This window comes from Sphingobium sp. TB-6, assembly GCF_012927365.1.
Lineage (GTDB): Bacteria > Pseudomonadota > Alphaproteobacteria > Sphingomonadales > Sphingomonadaceae > Sphingobium.
In genome coordinates this window covers 79,566-97,605 of record NZ_JABBGL010000012.1, presented here as the reverse complement: position 1 = coordinate 97,605, position 18,040 = coordinate 79,566, and the positions used below count along the sequence as shown (strand labels likewise).

14 protein-coding genes are annotated in these 18,040 nt (G+C 58.1%); 7 read left to right on the top strand and 7 right to left on the bottom strand.

Annotation, left to right across the window (positions count from 1 at the left end):
• Nucleotides 1-348 precede the first annotated feature (348 nt).
• The 3 genes from HHL26_RS16575 to HHL26_RS16565 form a co-directional block, all read right to left on the bottom strand.
• Complete coding sequence (locus HHL26_RS16575) at nucleotides 349-1,044, bottom strand: TetR family transcriptional regulator (RefSeq protein ID WP_277349402.1); 696 nt, start codon at nucleotides 1,042-1,044, stop codon at nucleotides 349-351.
• Entirely contained in the window at nucleotides 1,041-2,324 is a 1,284-nt protein-coding gene (locus HHL26_RS16570) for an aminotransferase class III-fold pyridoxal phosphate-dependent enzyme (RefSeq protein WP_087574224.1), read from the bottom strand. Before HHL26_RS16570 ends, HHL26_RS16575 begins: the two co-directional genes overlap by 4 nt.
• A gap of 63 nt (nucleotides 2,325-2,387) precedes the next feature.
• On the bottom strand, nucleotides 2,388-4,580 hold the full coding sequence (locus HHL26_RS16565; RefSeq protein WP_169576215.1) for a TonB-dependent receptor: 2,193 nt from the start codon (nucleotides 4,578-4,580) through the stop codon (nucleotides 2,388-2,390).
• 174 nt (nucleotides 4,581-4,754) lie between these two features.
• Here HHL26_RS16565 and HHL26_RS16560 point away from each other — a divergent pair, with 174 nt between their 5' ends.
• Nucleotides 4,755-5,528 carry an SDR family oxidoreductase gene (locus HHL26_RS16560; protein ID WP_169576214.1) on the top strand — a complete coding sequence of 258 codons (774 nt, stop codon included), beginning with the start codon at nucleotides 4,755-4,757 and terminating at the stop codon, nucleotides 5,526-5,528.
• A 260-nt stretch (nucleotides 5,529-5,788) separates the two neighbouring features.
• Here the strand turns inward: HHL26_RS16560 and HHL26_RS24280 are convergent, their stop codons facing one another.
• Nucleotides 5,789-6,046, bottom strand: coding sequence for a Fic family protein (locus HHL26_RS24280; protein ID WP_240962471.1), 258 nt, complete (start codon nucleotides 6,044-6,046; stop codon nucleotides 5,789-5,791).
• Between the two features lie 616 nt (nucleotides 6,047-6,662).
• Here HHL26_RS24280 and HHL26_RS16550 point away from each other — a divergent pair.
• Both HHL26_RS16550 and HHL26_RS16545 read left to right on the top strand, forming a co-directional pair.
• The gene (locus HHL26_RS16550) at nucleotides 6,663-9,152 is read left to right on the top strand and encodes a TonB-dependent receptor (RefSeq protein ID WP_169576213.1); all 2,490 of its coding nucleotides are present in this window, start codon (nucleotides 6,663-6,665) and stop codon (nucleotides 9,150-9,152) included.
• A gap of 88 nt (nucleotides 9,153-9,240) precedes the next feature.
• The gene (locus tag HHL26_RS16545; protein WP_087576077.1) at nucleotides 9,241-10,401 is read left to right on the top strand and encodes a hypothetical protein; all 1,161 of its coding nucleotides are present in this window, start codon (nucleotides 9,241-9,243) and stop codon (nucleotides 10,399-10,401) included.
• On the opposite strand, the gene HHL26_RS16540 is transcribed toward HHL26_RS16545, so the two are convergent.
• A complete protein-coding gene (locus tag HHL26_RS16540; protein ID WP_277349401.1) occupies nucleotides 10,364-11,461 on the bottom strand; it encodes an NADP-dependent oxidoreductase in 1,098 nt (365 codons plus the stop codon). The genes HHL26_RS16545 and HHL26_RS16540 overlap by 38 nt on opposite strands.
• Nucleotides 11,462-11,529: 68 nt before the next feature.
• Here HHL26_RS16540 and HHL26_RS16535 point away from each other — a divergent pair, with 68 nt between their 5' ends.
• From HHL26_RS16535 to HHL26_RS16525, 3 genes are read left to right on the top strand one after another with little or no spacing between them, the layout of a single operon-like run.
• Nucleotides 11,530-12,330 carry an SDR family oxidoreductase gene (locus HHL26_RS16535; protein WP_169576211.1) on the top strand — a complete coding sequence of 267 codons (801 nt, stop codon included), beginning with the start codon at nucleotides 11,530-11,532 and terminating at the stop codon, nucleotides 12,328-12,330.
• A 14-nt stretch (nucleotides 12,331-12,344) separates the two neighbouring features.
• Complete coding sequence (locus HHL26_RS16530; RefSeq protein ID WP_169576210.1) at nucleotides 12,345-12,797, top strand: nuclear transport factor 2 family protein; 453 nt, start codon at nucleotides 12,345-12,347, stop codon at nucleotides 12,795-12,797.
• A gap of 4 nt (nucleotides 12,798-12,801) precedes the next feature.
• Nucleotides 12,802-13,767, top strand: coding sequence for a nuclear transport factor 2 family protein (locus HHL26_RS16525; RefSeq protein ID WP_169576209.1), 966 nt, complete (start codon nucleotides 12,802-12,804; stop codon nucleotides 13,765-13,767).
• A 26-nt stretch (nucleotides 13,768-13,793) separates the two neighbouring features.
• Here the strand turns inward: HHL26_RS16525 and HHL26_RS16520 are convergent, their stop codons facing one another.
• Together HHL26_RS16520 and HHL26_RS16515 are read right to left on the bottom strand one after the other, a co-directional pair.
• Nucleotides 13,794-14,951 carry an aromatic ring-hydroxylating dioxygenase subunit alpha gene (locus HHL26_RS16520; protein ID WP_169576208.1) on the bottom strand — a complete coding sequence of 386 codons (1,158 nt, stop codon included), beginning with the start codon at nucleotides 14,949-14,951 and terminating at the stop codon, nucleotides 13,794-13,796.
• Between the two features lie 32 nt (nucleotides 14,952-14,983).
• Nucleotides 14,984-17,458: a TonB-dependent receptor gene (locus HHL26_RS16515; RefSeq protein WP_169576207.1), complete on the bottom strand. Its 2,475-nt coding sequence runs from the start codon at nucleotides 17,456-17,458 to the stop codon at nucleotides 14,984-14,986.
• Between the two features lie 393 nt (nucleotides 17,459-17,851).
• On the opposite strand from HHL26_RS16515, the gene HHL26_RS24605 reads away from it, so the two are divergent.
• The gene (locus HHL26_RS24605) at nucleotides 17,852-18,031 is read left to right on the top strand and encodes a GMC oxidoreductase (protein ID WP_346765594.1); all 180 of its coding nucleotides are present in this window, start codon (nucleotides 17,852-17,854) and stop codon (nucleotides 18,029-18,031) included.
• The last annotated feature ends 9 nt before the right edge of the window (nucleotides 18,032-18,040 follow it).

The window sequence follows — 18,040 nt, the reverse complement described above, 5'->3', positions numbered from 1 at the left end:
ATTTTCCGCTTAAAACGATGCGACAACAAGGAATTAGAGCGCGCGCCCTGCGTCTGATTTAGCGCAGCGCGCTCTAGAGAAGCCGATCCGATGCAATCGGGTCAGATTCTGCTCTAGAGTGATTTCCAAGAGATCGGGAAAATAAAATAAATAGAGCGGATGCCCTGATATCATCAGACCGCAAACCGCTCTATTTCCTGATGATTTCAGGTTTGTCGAACAAGGATGTACAAAGCACATGCTTGTTCGACAAACGATGAAAAATTACTGAAAATGCCGATCAAGCCGCATGACCGCCAGGCAACCGGCGGGACGAGGCGGCAGAAACCCTATCGGCCAGACCCTATGTTATAGTTTCGTAGGCACCTCGTCAGTTTGGTCAAGTTGTAACGCACTGACTCTTTGCAATATCTGCGGGATATACATTGCCAGATAGGCGTGAGCTGCACGATGAGCTTCCCAACGCGCCTCGACGGTGATGGCTCCTTCTTCCTGGACAGAAAGGCTCAGCAGCAAGTCGAGAATTTCGATGGCGCGATAGAATAGGGTGTCCAATGCCGATAGCTCAGGAAGCAGAAATTGCTTCTGAATCTCTGCAATGATTGCCCGCGCCAGAACATGGTCGTGCATTCTGTCGCTGCGCTTGATTTCGAAGGACGTCTGCGGGCCGAGCAGCAGCTTCGTCATAGCCAGGTCTGCCTCAAGCGCATCAATGCCCCGTTCGAACATGACGTCGAAAATATCTTTCCAATATTCCTGGCGCGGGACCGGCTGATCCATGGCAGCGAGCAACTCGCCGTCCATCTGGACGGCGAGTTCAGCGAACAACGCATGCGCATCCGCGTAGAAATGATAGGCGCTGCTTTTCGCCATTCTCGCCTCAGCGGCTATATCTGCGACGTTAACGTCGCTAAGATCCACTCGCCTCAAGAGACGCCTTGCCGCGTCCAGCAAGAGCTGGCGTCGTACCAGCCCCCGCGCCTGCACAGCTCGCCGTTCAACACCCTTCAGTGGGGCCGATCTTTGACGAGAATGCGCGCTCATCCCGCCGCAAAGCCAGCCATGAAACCGGCGATTCCCGGGTGTGGCTGGATTTTTGCGCGCTCGCTGTCCATGGCAGCGAACGTCTCGCCAGCAGCATCAATGACCTGGGCCATGTCATCGTCCGTCATAGCCGCGCAAAGAAACATGTTATGCCAGGGGTGGAAGTAAATCCCGCGCGCGATCATGCCGCCGGCAAAGGCCGCGCCCAGACGCATATCCGGATCGTCATCGAACAGCAGGATCGGCATCTGCACCGGCCCCGTTTGCCGTATCGAGAAGCCGTGCGCATGCGCTTGCGCATCGATACCGGCGCGCAATGCAGTGCCGAGCTTGACCATATCTTCCAGATAGGAGGTTGTCTGGATCACCTCCAAAGTCGCCAGCGCCGCCGCCATGGGCACCGCCTGGAACCAGAAGGAACCGGTAACATAGACCTTGGCGGCACCTTCTCGCACGCGATCCGAGCCGAGCAGCGCCGCCAACGGATAGCCATTCGCGATCGCCTTGCTCCAGCAGCTCAGATCGGGGCGCACGCCGACAACCTCCCAACTGCAATCCCGGGCGATGCGAAAACCGGCGCGCACGTCATCGACGATCAATATGGCGCCCGTCTTGTCGCACAGCGCCCGGCATCGTTCTGCATATTCGCGGTCGAGCGGCTGCTGGTCCGCGAAGACGTCATGTTTGTGCGGCGATGCGAAGATCGCGGCGAGATCCTCGCCTGCCGCCTTCACCGCTGTCTCAAGACTCTCGGCATCATTGTAGGTGTAGTAGATAAGGTGCGCGCGATCCTCGGGCACGGTGCCTGCGGGAAAGGGCGAGCACCAGGGCGCAGCGCCATGATAGGCGCCAGTCGCGACCAGAACCTTGCGGTGTCCGGTCTGGGCCCGGGCGATCGTCATCGCCATCGTCGTCGCGTCGGTTCCGTTCTTTGCGAACATCGCCCAATCGGCGTGATTCACCTGCGCGACGAGCCTCTCGGCCAGTTCGACGAAGACCGGCGCCGGCCCGGTCAGCGTGTCGCCCAATGCGCGTTGCCGTTGTGCCGCCTCCTCGATTCGGGGATCATTATAGCCGAGCAGGTTCGGGCCATAGGCGCAGGCGAAATCAAGATATTCGCGCCCCGCGACGTCCCACAGCCGCGCGCCCTTTCCCCTAACGAAGAATTGAGGCGTGCCATGCGGCATCAACCCGTTCGATAAATGTCCGTAGACGCCGTTGGGCACGACGCGCATGGCGCGCGCGCGCAGCGCTTCGTCGGTAAGAGCTTCGGTAGACATGTCAAAATCCTCTCTTGAGCCAGGCTCCTGCTCCGCCAGAGCAGGAGTCGACCGGGTCGTGAATTATTGGATGCGATAGGTGAGGCTGGCACCAACCCAGCGCGGCCGGGCAAAGGTCTGCTGCGTGATCCCGACCGGATTGGTGACATCGAGATTGTAGATGCGGTATGTCTTGTCAGTGATGTTGTTGACGAAGGCCGCGATCTCGAACCCACTGTCATTGAACCGGTAGCTCACGCGCCCATTGCCGACCCAATAAGCGGGTTCTCGATCGACCGGCGCATTGAAGGCCGTGAAATAGCTGGTGCCATTTCGCTTCCAATCCGTTTGCAGCGTCAGCGTACCAGAGCCTATCTCCGCTTCGTAGCGCATCGTTCCACCGAAGCTCAGGCGTGGGGCCTGCGGCATGCGGCGATCTGCGATGCGACCGCTTGGCAAGGTGATGTCGAACACCTTGGCGTCAAGATAGGTCAGAAATGCTTGCAGATAGAGACCCTGTACCGGGCGTATGTCCGCGTCGACCTCAAAGCCGTTCACCCGGGCATTATTGTTGACGATAGCCTGCGTCAGTCCGACGAGCGTGAAAGCCTGGTAACCGCGATAACGATAATGGAAGGCCGCAGCATTCAGATGCGCCTTCCTGTCGAGCAACGTCAGTTTCGCGCCACCTTCGAAATTGGTCAGGACTTCCTCATCGAATGGGATCGAAGAAGGATCGATCGGCTGGAAGGCAGGCGTGCCGAAACCGCCAGCCTTGGTGCCCCGATTGACGCTGGCATAGAGCAGAACGTCGTCTGTCGGCTTTATGTCGATCTCGACCTTGCCGGAATAATTGTCGAAATTCCTATGCGCCAGATCCGGGTAGTTGGCCTTATTGAACAGAAGCGGGAGGGAACCGGTCTCGACCTGGAAAAAGTCATACTTCTTGTCATCATAGGAATATCTGAAACCGCCGATGACGCTAAGGAAAGGATTGACCTTATATTCGAGCTGACCAAATGCCGCGACGGATTTTGTCTTCAACACGCCGCCGAAGTTGGTTTCCACCCCGAAACTGGGCAATTCGATCCGATAGGCGGTCGTCGACTTGATCTCTATTCCATATAATCCGGCCACCCATGTGATCCGGCTACCGGTCCCAGAGAGCCTCAGTTCCTGCGAGACCTGGTGCGCCTTCTGCCTTGCGAGATAGGTGAAGAAATTGACCGGAGAGACATCGCTATCTTCAGTATAGCCTTTGCGCAACGACTGATAATCAGTGATCGACGTCAGGGTGACAGCGCCCAGGTCATGCTCGTATCGCGCACTGCCGGTCCAATAGGTACGGTCGAAGTCGGACCGATGGTCCTCCTCGACGCGGCGAGGACTGGCCGGAGGGCGGTAGCCGAAAGAATTGCATCCCGCGCAAGTGCCATAGACATCCTCATTCGGACCGACGAACCGTCCCAGCCCATCTGCATTGACCGCAGAAACGGCGGCGGTATAGGCACCCGCCCCACTGTCATGATCGTTGCGAAGTATCTGCGCCTTCACCAGCAGCGTACCGCCTCCAACATCGGCGGCAAGTTGCGCGCGTCCAGCGTAGAAACGCGTTCCGCCAAGGTCGCGGCCAAGCGCATTCTTGACATAACCGTTGCGACGGTCGGTGGTGAAGGCGATGCGCCCGCGCACCGTGTCGCTTATCGGACCGCTGATTGCTCCTTCTGTTGCAAACTGGCTATCGCTACCGCCGGTCAGCGTCAGGAAACCGTCGAGATGCGATGTGGGCTTTGCGGTCACGACCTGAATGAGGCCGCCGGTAGCATTCCGGCCAAAGAGGGTTCCCTGGGGGCCACGCAGAACCTCAACTCGCTCCAAATCGAAATTCTGTCCGCTGATCGCGCCGAGCAATCCAACATAGGCCTCGTCATTATAGAAGGCGATCGGAGCCTCCTGCGAATCAGCGAAATCATTTTGCGACACACCGCGAATGTTGAAGACCGTCGCGGTCGGCGAAAATTGATTGACCTGCACACCCGGCACCAAGGTGGCGATCGCGGTAACATCCTGCCGCCCGACCGCTGCCAATTCGCTTTGCCCCAGAGCGGAGACCGAAATCCCGACATCTTGCAGCCGTTGGGCCCGCTTTTGCGCCGTGACGAAGATCTCGCCCTGAACCGGCGCCTGATCCTGCGGCGCTTGAGCTTGCGCCCAAACTGGAGTGGCGACTGCCAATGTCACCACCATTCCGATCGAACACACCCGATGACCACCCATTGCGTTTCTCCCTTCTCTTTTTAACCGACTTAAGTCGAGTATGTTTGAGGCTTTTTATTGCAATTCCTCCATTGCAAGGCTATCCTAAATCATATCAAACTTGCAATAGCAGATTTTAATCGGTTATTTTGTGCAAGCTCGGATCATCATCATACGGGCATCAAGGAGGGCGGAATGTTTTCTCTTCACGGTAAAATCACTGTCATTACAGGCGCATCGAGCGGCATCGGCAGGGCAGCGGCCGACCGTTTTGCCAAAGCGGGCTCCAACATAGTCATAGCCTGCCGGCGCGACGTTTCCGATTTCGCAAAAACCATCGGCGCTAGATGGATTCGAACCGATGTTGGCATCGAGCGAGAGGTCAAAGCCTGCATGGATCAGGCCGCCGATTTGTTTGGACGTATCGATGTCCTCATCAACAACGCCGGTTACTGGGGCTGCTCGGCAGATCTGGAGGAAGCCAGTGAGGATGAATTCGACAGGAACTTCCAGATCAATGCCAAAGGCCCTTTTTTTGGCATTAAGCACGCAAGCAGGCACATGCCGCGAGGCAGCTCGATCATCACCACGACTTCCCTCGCATCCGTGATCGGCCTGCCAGGATATGGCGCCTACACCGCAGCCAAATTCGCAGCGAGTGGATTGCTGAAGTGCGCCGCGATGGAACTTGGACCCAAGGGTATTCGGGTGAATGAAATAAGCCCGACAAGCGTCGACACACCGATGCTGCGCAATCAGGACTCGGCCGAAGCGGAGATTGCGATGACAAGCACCGCCTCCGCTTTAGGCCGCATAGTCCAGCCGGAAGAGGTCGCGGCACTGATGCACTTCCTGGCATCGGACGATTGCGGCGCGATAAGCGGACAGCAGATTGTCGTCGATTGCGGCCAGACCGCCGGTTGCAGCGTAGCCAGCATGAATGCCTGGCTTGGCGCATCGAACGCATGAAGCCCATCTTACGCCTGGTCGCGCCAAGCGCGATCGGGCGTAGGATCTAACACGACCCGGCGCTCCAGAACGTACCAAAGCGGCTCTTGGTCATATATTTTCGCCAGGCTCCGGCTAGAAGTAATTGGCGCAGCCAGAACTTTGGGCGGATCGCTTCTTCGGCATGAAATTTCGTCTTTGCCAGACGGAAGTCGATGAGCCAAAGGCTATGATCTTGGACGTCGATCACCGTTGCCGCAAAGCAGGTGATTTCGTTCCGCCTATTTTGCGGCTTCGAGCGCCTTGCAACAGGCCGAACACTTCCGTTGAATGATATGCGAGAGGGCGATGAGGCTGGGTTGCCCGATAACCTGTAACAGCGCCTTTTCCGCCAACGCCCACGCGATACGGCCATTGCCATCCTCGAACGGATGAATCCTGACGCAATAGAGATGAGTGACGGCAGCCCGGGTGGGTGCGGGTAGCGGAATCTTGCCATCTGGAGCTGTAGCGGCAAGCCACGCGATGAACCGACGCATTTCCGTCGCCATGAGCGACGATAGCGGTGCTTCACAATAGATCTTTATGTAACGGACACGAGATGACCTGCATCGGGCCATCATGGGCTCGCCCCCGATGCGACATCAATGGTCAAGCGCTGGAGATCGCCTTGAAAAGGTGCGGTCATAATGGATTTCTTTCACTACGAAAGGACATCCCCGAACTGATCGGGCCATCGAACCTCATCGCTCGCTCCACCGCAAACCTGCTGTATGAGATCAACCCCGAAACGAGGCCTGCGCTCCCCTAATATATGCCGCGAGTTGCGCCGAATATTCTGGCGACGGACGCGACCAGGGCGAACCAAGGCGACGCAGTACGAAGACATAGCCCTCATCGGCACGGGAGCAGCTCGAGAGCGTGAAACGAAGCCGCCAGATGCAGGTCGAACGGCAGAGCGCGCCGGGGCTTCGGGAACCATGGCACCGACGATCGGCAAGCCCAACGCGGTGCCATGGAACGGTTCATATTTTAAAAATGATTTATGACTCAATAATCAGTAGAATTCCTTACAGGAATCGCTATATCCACTGGCGCGGTCGAATGACCTGTAACAACCATCCGACAACGATCGGAATTCACGCGGAGGGGAAGATGTACCGTCTTGATGCTTATCTGGGGCGTTTCACGAAATTAGCGCTTTTGACCGGAACCTGTCTTGCCACTGCGGTACCGCTCCCTGTCGCGGCGCAGGATAATTCCACCGCAGCCAACAGTCGAGGCGGCCTCGAAGACATCATCGTTACAGCGAGAAAGCGCGCTGAAAGTGTGCAGGATGTCCCTGTGGCCGTCACGGCCATGTCCGCGGAAATGATCCGTTCCGCTGATCTCACCAGCATCGAGAAAGTCGCCGCGCGCACACCCAATTTGACGGTCGGCCGCGCATCCAACGGATCGGGCGCACAACTTACCATGCGCGGCATTGGGTCTTCCTCGACCTCGATTGGCATCGAGCAATCGGTTGCGACCGTTGTCGATGGAGCCTATTATGGCCAGGGTCGCGTCATCAACGAGGGCTTTTTCGATCTTGAGCGGATCGAAGTGCTCAAGGGGCCGCAGGCTCTGTTCTTCGGCAAGAACGCGACCGCCGGCGTGATTTCCATCACGACGGCCGATCCGGGAGACAAGGCCGAATTCTTTGCCAGGGCCGGATATGAGTTCCGATCGCAACAGGTTCAACTGGAAGGTGTGGCATCGACCCCACTTGGCGACACGCTGGGAATCCGGCTGGCGGTGCGCGGATCGAAAATGTTCGGCGGATATATCAGGAATCAGTCGACGGCGATGACCGTCAACACGCTGGATCCAACGACGGGCATCGTCACGCCGCACGCCAGCATTCCATCCGACACCGACCAGCCCCAGGAACGGGAGCTGCTGGGCCGATTGACGCTCAAATGGACACCGACCGACGCGCTGACCAATACGCTCAAAGTGATGGGCGATTATAATAGGGTGAACAATGGCTCTTGGAACTATGTCGTCTATCGTTGCGCGACGGGATTCAGCACGCTCAATCCCGCCAATGCGTGCCAGGACAGATATATCACGCATCAAAACAAGATGCCGACGACCATCGCAGCGAACTTCCCCTATGCGAAGGATAGCGGCGAACTCTACAACACCTACAAATCCTGGGGCGCCAACAATACGCTAAACTACGCACTGGACAATGTGACCCTGACGTCGGTCACAAATTATCAGTGGAACAGCAACCAGTGGACGATCCCCGGCGAGCTTCAGGCCAATGTCGGTTCCATCTGGGCCACTGAGCGTTCGACCTGGCGCGCCTTTTCCGAAGAATTGCGCGCTCTGACCAGCTTTGACGGTCCGGTCAACCTCATGATCGGCGGTCTGTATCAGAGTACCAAGCGATTTCTGAACCAGGTCAGCGATCTTGGATTGGAAAATGCGGCGGCAAGCCCCGCTTTTCGCTATGTCTCGATCGACAAGATTTCCACCACCAAGGGTGAAACGCTGGCCGCCTTCGGCCAGGTGACATGGAAAGTGGTCCCTACGATCGAACTGGCCGGCGGCGTTCGCTACACGCATGAGAAAAAGGACAGCTTCTTCGTTCAGCCCGACGTCAGCCCTGCCCTGACCGGGATTTTCGTACCTTCCACCGCGCCGGGCGGAACGCTGACCGCCAACCAGGTCTTCAAGGACTGGTCACCGGAAGCAACCATCACCTGGAAACCGACCAACGACATATTGATCTATGGAGCATATAAGACCGCATACAAGTCGGGCGGTTTTTCCAATGGCAGCTTCAATTCCGCGCTGTCATCCAACAATCTGGCTGATATCACCTTCGGGAAAGAAAAGGCCAGGGGCTTTGAAGCAGGCTTCAAATCGGAATTGTTCGACCGGCAGCTCAGGTTTAATCTGACCGCCTATAGCTACAAATATTCCGGTCTTCAGGTCGATTTCTTCAATTCGCCGATTTTCGCCTTCAACACCTTGTCAGCCGACGCGCGAACCAAGGGCGTGGAAATGGAATTCGAGTTGGCGCCCGCTGCTTTACCAGGACTGAATATCCATGGCGCCTGGAATTATAACCGTGCCCGCTATACCGATTTCCCGAATGCGCCCTGCTATTCCGGTCAAACCCCGAACCAGGGATGCAATCTGACCCTTGACGCCGTTACGGGCAATTATCGCCCGATCGCCGGTGCCGAAGTCGGCACGCGGCAGGATCTGGCAGGCGCCTCGCTTTCCATGGCGCCCAAATGGACCGGAACATTGGGCGCATCCTATGATACTGATCTGGGCGGCGACCTTTCCTTCGGTATCAGCGCCGACGCGCGCTATAGTTCCAGCTATCTGCCTTCCGGCTTTGGCCAGGCTCTTTCGCGCATCGATTCATATGTAACGCTCGACGGCGCCCTGCGTCTGCGGTCAACACAGGGATGGGAAGTCGCGCTGATGGGCAAGAATCTGACCAATCAATTCTACGTGACCGGCGTCGTCGATGGACCGTCCACCGGCAGCGGCACGGGGACACCGGGCGGGATCGCAGGCGACCAGATCGGTTTCGCCGGCATGCCGCGGACCGTGCAATTGCAGGTAAGCTGGCGGTTCTGACCGAAGCAACCAGCCCGGCGGGTTTTACCCCCGGGCTGGTCATACAGGCGGGCGCGGCACCCAGGCCAGTCCACCAAGGACGGCGGAAATGATTGAAATCCAAACCGATACGCCTTTCGGTACCAGCCAAAAGGCAGCCGTCATCGCTATTGCCGTCGGGGGCGGACTCATGCCCGCCCTCCAACCAGTGCTGCTTGGCACGTTGCTTGCCGAAGGGCGTATCGACGCAGTTGAACTCGGCCGGGCGGCAACCGCCGAAGGATTAGGCATGGCGATCAGCGTCACGCTTGCAAGCCGCTTCCTGTCGGCAGAGCATTTGCGGTGGCCCCTGACCGTCGCCCTTCTCGTCATGGCTCTTTGCAACATGAGCACGGCCTTTGCCGGAGCGGAAGGGCTGATAACGCTAAGAGCGCTGAGCGGCATTTCCTGCGGCATCCTGCTCTGGCTGATCCTTGGCATGTTCGCGCGTGTCCAAGATCCCGCGCGCCTTTTCGCGATCTATGTCACGGCGCAATCGACGAGCGCCTTTTTGCTCTCTGCGACAATATCCAATTTCATTGCCCCATATTTCGGCAGCGTGGTAAGCTACGGAATGGTGGCGGCCTTTGGCCTAATACTGCTCACCATTCCTCCCTTCATCCCGCCCTCTTATCCGCCTCTACATGGGTCCGGATCCGACGCAGGGCCAAGGCCCACCCTGTCCGGTCTTCCCGGTCTTGCGGCAATTTTCCTCTATATGGCAGCGATTATTGGTTTCTGGGCCTATCTGCTCCCTGTTGGCGAGGAAACTGGAATCGCAAGGCATCACATCGCCCAGGCGATGAGTCTGTCGCTGGCGGTCCAGATCGCAGGGGGTCTGGCGGCATGCGCCACGGCAGGAAGAATCAGCGCTGCGACGGCATTCTGCGCCAGCGCCGCTGCCAGTATTGCAGGGCTTCTGCTGGCGATCAGCGGCACCCTTATGGGCTGGTATCTGGGCACTGCCATCTTCGCCTTCGCCTGGATATTCTGTCCGCCCTTCCACATTCCCTTTCTGCTCGCGATCGACCCCAGCCGCCGTAGCGCGCTCTTTGCAGGCAGCGCACAGTTGTTCGGTGTATCCTTCGGCCCTTTCGCCGCGTCGCTGACGGTACAACCGCAGCAAATGATCCACGTCGCCTGGCTCAGCCTTGCCTTTTTAATGGGCAGTGCGATGCTGGTGATCGGCCTGTTTATTCAAAGACTTTCTTCTCTGAAAATTGGTTGTTAAGCGCAAGAGAGGGATCGGTCACGGCAACCAACGTGCCCCTGTTACTGCCCGAAAACAGCGATTCGTAGATTTCCGGCAGCTGCTCGAAACCCTGACGCACATCCTCTCTATGTCGCAATTCGCCCTTCTCGACCCATTGACGCAAATGTTCCCGGATTTCTTCGTAGCGGTCGCGGTAGTCCGTCGATATGAAGCCCTGCATCCGCACGCTGCCATAAACGAGTTGCATCATATCGCGAGGGCCGGGTGCAGGATTTCCGGCGTCGTAACCGGCAATCTGTCCACATAGGATGATGCGGCCGTGCCGAGCGATATTGTCGACTGCCGCCTGCAACATCGCGCCGCCGACATTGTCGTAGAAAATATTGATGCCATCAGGGCAAAGTTCGCCGAGGCGGACCGCGACATCCTCAGTCTTGTAATCGATCACCGCATCGGCCCCATATTCGTCGCGCAACATGGCACATTTGTCCGCTCCACCGGCAATACCAATCGTCCGCAGGCCAAGAATATGGCCGATCTGAAGCGCTGCGGAGCCCGTCGATCCGGCCGCGCCGGACACGACCAATGTTTCGCCCGCCATCGGTTGGCCAACGAAAACAAGGCCCGCATAAGCCGTGATCATATTAAGGGTATAGACGGCTACGCCCTCGAACAGGGAAAGGCCCGGTTCGATGAGTTCAACCTCGGTCACCGACGGATCGACGATCTGATAGTCCGACCAATGGCCGAAATAACGCACATCCGCACCTGCGGGAAAGGCAGGATGCGCCGATCGCATGATCGTGCCCCCAGCGAAGGCGATGATGGGGTCACCCGGCATGATGGCCGGACTATGCGCAGAGCGCTTCGCATTCATCCAGCCGCGCTGCGCCGGGGTGCACAGGAACAGCCTGTTCCTAATCAGCAGTTTCCCCGGCGCCGGTCGTTCGTCTGACAACTCCTCCGTCGACATGACGAAATTTTCGGGGGACAGACCCTGCGCGGGAGCCATTCGCAAACGCCATTGCCGATTCAACACATGCCTCTCCCGCCGACTCTTATTGCCCTTGCGCACCATGAATAATATGATTTATGGATCATTAGTCAATGAATAGTATCATGCGGATCGATTGAACGGAGAGGCGGATGATTTGCGAAGGACGTTTCCTGGGCCGCATCGCGCTGGTGACGGGTGCCCTGCGAGGGATCGGACGCGCGGTTTGTGAACGGCTGGCAGCGGAAGGCGCCTATGTGCTCGCGACCGACCTGGACGCTGCCGACAGCGACCTGGCGCTGACCCTGCCCTCGGGCATTGCTTATAACCGGCTGGATGTCGCGATGGAAGAGGATTGGCGAAGCACCCGCGATGCTATCCAACGGGATTTCGGTCGTCTCGACATTCTCGTCAACAATGCAGGCATCGACCTGGTGTCCGAGGTCCAGGATACCGCGCTGGAAGAATGGCGACGTCTGATGCGTATCAATGTCGAAGGCGTCTTTCTTGGCGTGAAGGCCTTTACCGATCTGTTGCGGCAGGGTGGCGCCAGCATCGAAGGCGGCGCCAGCGTCATAAACATATCGTCGATGTTCGGCCTGGTCGGTAATGGCGAAACCGCCTGTTACAACGCCAGCAAGGGCGCCGTGCGGCTGTTCACCAAGAGCGTCGCGCTGCAATTCGCAGAAAAGACCTGGCCCATCCGGGTCAATTCCGTACATCCCGGCTTCATCGACACCTCGCTGATGGAAAAGGGCATGGAACGGGCCGTGGCGCAGGGCAAGGGCGCGGATGCAGCCCAGTTGAAGGAGCAATTGGCGCTTGCCGCGCCCATGGGGCGACTTGGCCGCTCGGACGAGATCGCGGCAGCCGTCCTGTTTCTCGCCTCGTCCGATGCGAGCTTCATCACAGGGGCCGAACTGGTGGCCGATGGCGGCTATACCGCCCGCTGACAGGAGAAACGATCGTGACCGAAGCACTGCTGCGCCGCCTTGACGAACTGCAAACAGCCGAAAAGGCGCGGAATGCCATCCATGATTACTGCCTTGCCCTCGACACTGGCGATTTCGCGCTTCTCGCCCGTATTTTCAGCGCGGACGTCGTCCTTGGCCTTCCCGGTGGCGACAGCATCGAGGGCATCGATGCGGTCCTGGACTTTTTCCGGACCGCGACAGCGCAACCGGCCACCCACAGGAAGCATTTCACCACCAATGTCACGATCCGACAGTGCGACGGTAACGACGTTTCGGGAGAATGTTATTTCCTGTCATTGCTGGGCGATCCGGGCAATCTGGTCCTGGCGTGGGGCCGCTTCGCCTTCACCGCGCGGCGGCAGGATGAGGGCGTCCGGATCACCCGCCTCGATCTGATTGTCGAGCAGGCTCCGGCGCCGGTTTCCTTCCTTGCATCAGGATCCTGATCATATGAATATGCTCGCCGAGTTGGTCGCCGTCGATGCAATCAAACAAGACATTCTGGCCAGGGCGCGGACGCAGGACAGGCAGGGCGACACTCCCCTTGCTGGACCTGCCGATGGCTTCACCCGGATCAGCAATATCTGGACTGTGATCCGTGGACCGCTGGCTTTCTCGGAAAGCTATACGATGTCGGGTGGGAAGGACGTGCTGCGCGGCGGACGCTATCTCGACCGGCATGAGTGCGGCGCCGACGGCTGGCGCCTGAAGCAGCGACGCCATGTCGAAGACTGGTTCACAGGCCTGGACATCCCCACGCCCGACCTTGCCATTGCCGGCGCCGCCCTGTTCGCGCCGCGGGGCGGAACCGGCGGGCAGGATCCGGCCGCCCTGTTGCATGCTCTCGGTCATGCGAGAGCCGCCCTATCACCGGAGCAAGGAAAGACCATGTCCGAAACCATCTCTCCCAAGGATGTCGAAACGCTCATCGCCCGGGATGCGCTGCACAGGCTCGTAGTGACCTATTGCCGCGCGATCGACCGGGGCGACAGCGAAATGCTCGCATCGATATTTCACTGCGACGCGGTTATCATCGCCGGAGTCTACAATGGTCCCGCGCAGAATTTCGCCAGGGAAGTTCCCGCCATCGTCCAGGCGGGCCTGGAAATGTGCTTTCACTCCGTCGCCAATGAATGGTTCGAGATCGACGGCGACCATGCCGTGGGCGAATGCTATGTGGTCGCCTTCAACCGGAGCCGGGATGCGACGGCGCCACAGGAATCGATGGTGGCGGGACGTTATGTCGATCGCTTCGAGCGGCGCGACGGCTTATGGAAGATCAGCGAACGCGTCTTTGTCGAGGACTGGCGGAGCGTTCGCCCCGCCAGTCCTCCCCCGCCCCGTCAAGACGGATGCGAATATGGCGCGTTCGGACGGATCGATCCGGTCTATCGTTTTTGGCCGGTGGACCAATAGTCTGGACGGCGCCACGTCTGCCGCGATTATTTTCGCGCCGGCGGGTCGACGAAGCGGGCGATGGACTGATGGAAATGCTGCAGGGCATATTCATTGCGCCCCAGCAGGAATGATTTTCCGCCATTATTCTCGGATGCATGCTGGATCGCATAATCCAGCACGAAATCCTCATTCTGCGTGATCTGCTTGTACGTCGCCTCGAAACCTTTGGCCTCGGCCAACACTTCCTCAGTCGGTTCGCGGCGCGTCAACAGAGTCTGGACGCATGTGGTCTGATCAGGCTGCAGACCGGGATATAGCCGCGTCACCAGCGGCCAGTCCCCCCAGCAACTGGCAATCATGGTGTTGGGGAACATATAATAGACAGTGGCGAAGGCGGCGGCAACGTCCCATTCTTCTTCCGGACGCTGACGTTCCTGATGGATCGCCTTGTCGGGCAGCAGCATGCGGGAATGGATGTCCCATATATCCGTGACGTTCGCATTGCCGATCAAGGTCGGCAGGCTTTTCCCATGCACCGAAGCAAAGTGATAATTCTCGATGAAGCCGTCTTTGCAGAACTTCCAGTTCGGCCCCGCGAAACTGTGACTCCACATGAAGCTCATGTCGGCAAGCCCGATCTGCTCCAGTTCCGCACCATAATCGCCCAGGAAATCGTCCAGGTCGAAGGGCGCGTCCGGGTCCAGCACGCCAAAGATGAGGCCGTGCCGTTCCTGGACGCGGATTTCGGTCAGGCCCATATTCTCCTTGGAACAGGGACCGAACAGCTTTTCGGCGGTCAGCCCGACGAGATCGCCCTTCGCCGAATAGGTCCAGCCATGATAGGGACAGGAAAAGCGGGCGCCCTTGCCCCGTCCCGACGCCACTGGAGCCCCTCGATGGCGGCAGGCGTTGAAAAAGGCATGGGCTACGCCATCCCCATCGCGCGTCGCAAGAATCCGGAAGCCCGGCACATTGTCGAGGCTGACATAGCTATTGGGCTGGGGCAATTCACAACTCAGCGCCAGGACGATCGGACGGCGATGGAACAGTTCCTTAACCTCCCTCTCCCAATATTCGGGATCGAGATAGAGCGAAGCCGGCAATTCCAGAGGAGCTTCCGCCATGGTGCAGGAACCGCGATCGACCATGTCGATCAGGCGCTTCATATGGTGGACCTTGGTGGATTGTTCCAATTTCATCATCGACTCCTGCCCAACACATTCATGCCGTTCGATCAATAACGGAAAGTCAACTGCAAGGTAACGGTGCGCGGCATGTTCACGAAACCCAGTTGGTCCGCGGGAACGCCCGCTGCCGTGCCCGTTCCGCTGCCCGTTGCGGGTGCGTCGAACGCACCCGTCACGTAGAAACGGTTGGTCAGGTTCTTGCCGATCAGGGCGAGTTCCAGACGATCATCGGCGGTTCCGATCCGGGCGGACGCGTCCAGCGTCATGTATCTGGGCTGCCGCGACAACGCATTGGCGAAGGCCGACGCCAGGTAGCTGCTGGAATAGCGCCCCTCTGCCGACAATCCCAGCTTCATGCCATTGCCCAGCGACGTGTCGTAGGATGCGCCGATGACGCCGGTCCATTTCGGCGCGACCGAGGTTGGCTTGCCCGACAGATCCTGGAAGGGCGAGCCGCCATTGCCGATAAGCGTACAGCCTTGCGCCGGCGTTTGTCCTGCATAACAGGGCGCCAGGAAATTGCGGTAGCGCGCCTTGTCGTAATAGAGGCTACCGCGCAGATTGAGACCGGGCAACGCGCGGGGCGCATATTCCAGGTCCAGTTCGACACCCTTGGTGATCACGGAGCCGGCATTGAGCGTGATGAAGGCGAAGGTCGGCGAGTTGAAGAAATCGACCTGCAAATTCTTGTATGTGTACCGGAATAGCCCGACGTCGAAGCGCAATTGATTGTCAAACAGCTTCGTTTTGATGCCGCCTTCGAACCCTGCCGCCTTTTCGGGATTGAAAGCGAGATCGTTGACCGTCGTCTGCGCGCCCAGGATCGCACTGTTGGAAAAGCCGCCGGATTTATATGCGGTCTTGTAGGCACCGTAGATGGTGACATCGTCACTGGGTTTCCACCGCACGGTCGCTTCCGGCGACCAGTCGTTGAACGTCTGGTCGGCGTCGATCCGGACATTGGGCAGCCAGAGCCCGGCGAAGAACGGATTGACATAGGGATGCACGAAATAGCTTTTCTTCGTTTCATGCGAGTAACGCACGCCTGCGCTGGCTTCCACGCTCGGCAGGACAGACCAGATCACCTGCCCGAACAGCGCAACCGTCTCCCCCTTCGTATGGGAATTTTTCGACATGGCGACGAAACGGTTAGCCGTGCTGGCCGCCGAGTTTTCGGCGCCCGCAAAGGCAATGGTCTGATCGAAATTGCGGCGCGTGCTCTGGTAAAGGCCGCCGACCATCAGGTTGACCGGCGAATCGAAGCTGGTGAGGACGCGCAATTCCTGTGAAAATGCCTTCCAGTTATTTTTTTCCGTGGTCCAGGTTCCAGTGAGATCCGCTGACTGAAAATCGCAATCGCAGCTATACCGGGTCCGGTTGTAATTATAGTTGGTGACCGATGTAAGCGTTACATCTTCCAACCGATATTCGATATTGCCGGTCAGAGAATAAGAGCGGTAGCGATTGTCCAGACCGCCATCCGATTCGGCAAAAGGAAATACCTTGGCGATGTCTGCGGGCAGATTATTGTGATAGTTCACAAAGTCGCGCTCACAGGCCGGTGGCGTCTGGCCGGGCGCGAAAAGCGAACTGACGCCGCCGGGACAGGCATAGGCAACATAATTATAGGATGAATTGCCGATCTTGCTGATCGTCGTGCTGCCGGTGAGCGTCGCGGTCAGACGATCCGATGGATCCCATTGCAACGTGGCGCGGCCGAGAATTTCGTTGCCGCCCGGCGCATCCCGAACAGCTGGTGCCGCGGTATGAACGGAGGTCGGAAAACCGGCAGCGCCCGCATCGGTCGTCACATAATTGATCGAGCCTGCGCGGTTTTCGAAATAGCCCCCATAAATTTTGGACGCCCGCAAAGCCACGCGATAACCCAGCGTGTCGGTGAGCGGACCGGACACATAGCCTTCACCCAACAGATTCTGACCCGCAAATTCGTAGGAAGCCCTTGCCATGGCCTCGAAACTGGAGGTGGGCTTCGCCGTGGTGATCGACACCACGCCAGCCGTGGCGTTCTTCCCGAAAAAGAGCGCTTGCGGCCCTTTCAGCACTTCTACCCTGGCCAGGTCGAAAAAGCCTTCATTGATGATGCGGCCCTGCCCGTAATAAACGCCGTCCACGACCACCGCGATGGACTGCTCGATACCAATCGAGGTCGAGGACGAACCGATGCCGCGCATGTTGAGCTGCGCGCCCGAACCGTTGGATGCGCGCCCCACGGAAAAGTTGGGCGTCGAAGCCGCCACCTTTTCCAGACTGGTCAGGTCAGCGCGATCGATCTGCTCTGCGCTGAACGCATTGATCGCGACCGGCGCATCCTGGGTCGTTTCAACGCGCTTGCGCGCGGTCACGACGATATCCTGGAGCCCACCCTCGACCGCCGTTTGCTTCTCCGTCTGGGCCAAGGCCTGACCGGGCGCCAGCACCGCAACAGCCAGAACCGTCGCCAGCGCGGCTCCCCATTTCACCGACGATGCATGGACAGTCCGATTGTCTTCCAGAAATAACATGATCCTGCTCCCTCAAGCGGCCGTGCGAGCGATCCGCCGCCAACGCCCCTTCGTTATGTCGCAACCATAACCCCCCGATCGAAAAAGAACAACAAAAATGATTACTCAGTCATCAAAATTCAACAATTCGCCTGGGCCATTCACCATCGAAAAATGAGGCCGAAATCCTGTCTATTTATAAATATCTATATATATCAACATATTATTAAATTTCCTAAAGCCGTAACACAATATGAAAGCGAGGGTTTCAAGATGCATATCCGCAACATGGATAGAAAATTATGAATTGAACGTCATTATTGATATCCATTTTTCCGATGCACAAAATGAGCGGGCCGGGCTTACGACTCATGCTGAAGGGGGAGCATTTCGATCAGGCTGTGATATGATTATATCGCAGCGGCAACGACCGCTTCGCAGCCAGTATCCAAAAGCATCGGCAAGCGCGGCGTCGACCATCTGCGCGTAACGGACTGCCCGGCGACGCCAAGCCTCCCGTCAGGCAATATGAACGCGCCAGCCATGGCTCTGGGCTGGCTGGCCGCAGACATTATCGGGGCGGGCGACGGCTAAGGCATTTCA

Coding starts and splice junctions, on each gene's coding strand:
- HHL26_RS16575 (WP_277349402.1), bottom strand. CDS start 1,044: ATGAGCGCGCATTCTCGTCAAAGATCGGCCCCACTGAAGGGTGTTGAA.
- HHL26_RS16570 (WP_087574224.1), bottom strand. CDS start 2,324: ATGTCTACCGAAGCTCTTACCGACGAAGCGCTGCGCGCGCGCGCCATG.
- HHL26_RS16565 (WP_169576215.1), bottom strand. CDS start 4,580: ATGGGTGGTCATCGGGTGTGTTCGATCGGAATGGTGGTGACATTGGCA.
- HHL26_RS16560 (WP_169576214.1), top strand. CDS start 4,755: ATGTTTTCTCTTCACGGTAAAATCACTGTCATTACAGGCGCATCGAGC.
- HHL26_RS24280 (WP_240962471.1), bottom strand. CDS start 6,046: ATGCGTCGGTTCATCGCGTGGCTTGCCGCTACAGCTCCAGATGGCAAG.
- HHL26_RS16550 (WP_169576213.1), top strand. CDS start 6,663: ATGTACCGTCTTGATGCTTATCTGGGGCGTTTCACGAAATTAGCGCTT.
- HHL26_RS16545 (WP_087576077.1), top strand. CDS start 9,241: ATGATTGAAATCCAAACCGATACGCCTTTCGGTACCAGCCAAAAGGCA.
- HHL26_RS16540 (WP_277349401.1), bottom strand. CDS start 11,461: ATGGTGCGCAAGGGCAATAAGAGTCGGCGGGAGAGGCATGTGTTGAAT.
- HHL26_RS16535 (WP_169576211.1), top strand. CDS start 11,530: ATGATTTGCGAAGGACGTTTCCTGGGCCGCATCGCGCTGGTGACGGGT.
- HHL26_RS16525 (WP_169576209.1), top strand. CDS start 12,802: ATGAATATGCTCGCCGAGTTGGTCGCCGTCGATGCAATCAAACAAGAC.
- HHL26_RS16520 (WP_169576208.1), bottom strand. CDS start 14,951: ATGATGAAATTGGAACAATCCACCAAGGTCCACCATATGAAGCGCCTG.
- HHL26_RS16515 (WP_169576207.1), bottom strand. CDS start 17,458: ATGTTATTTCTGGAAGACAATCGGACTGTCCATGCATCGTCGGTGAAA.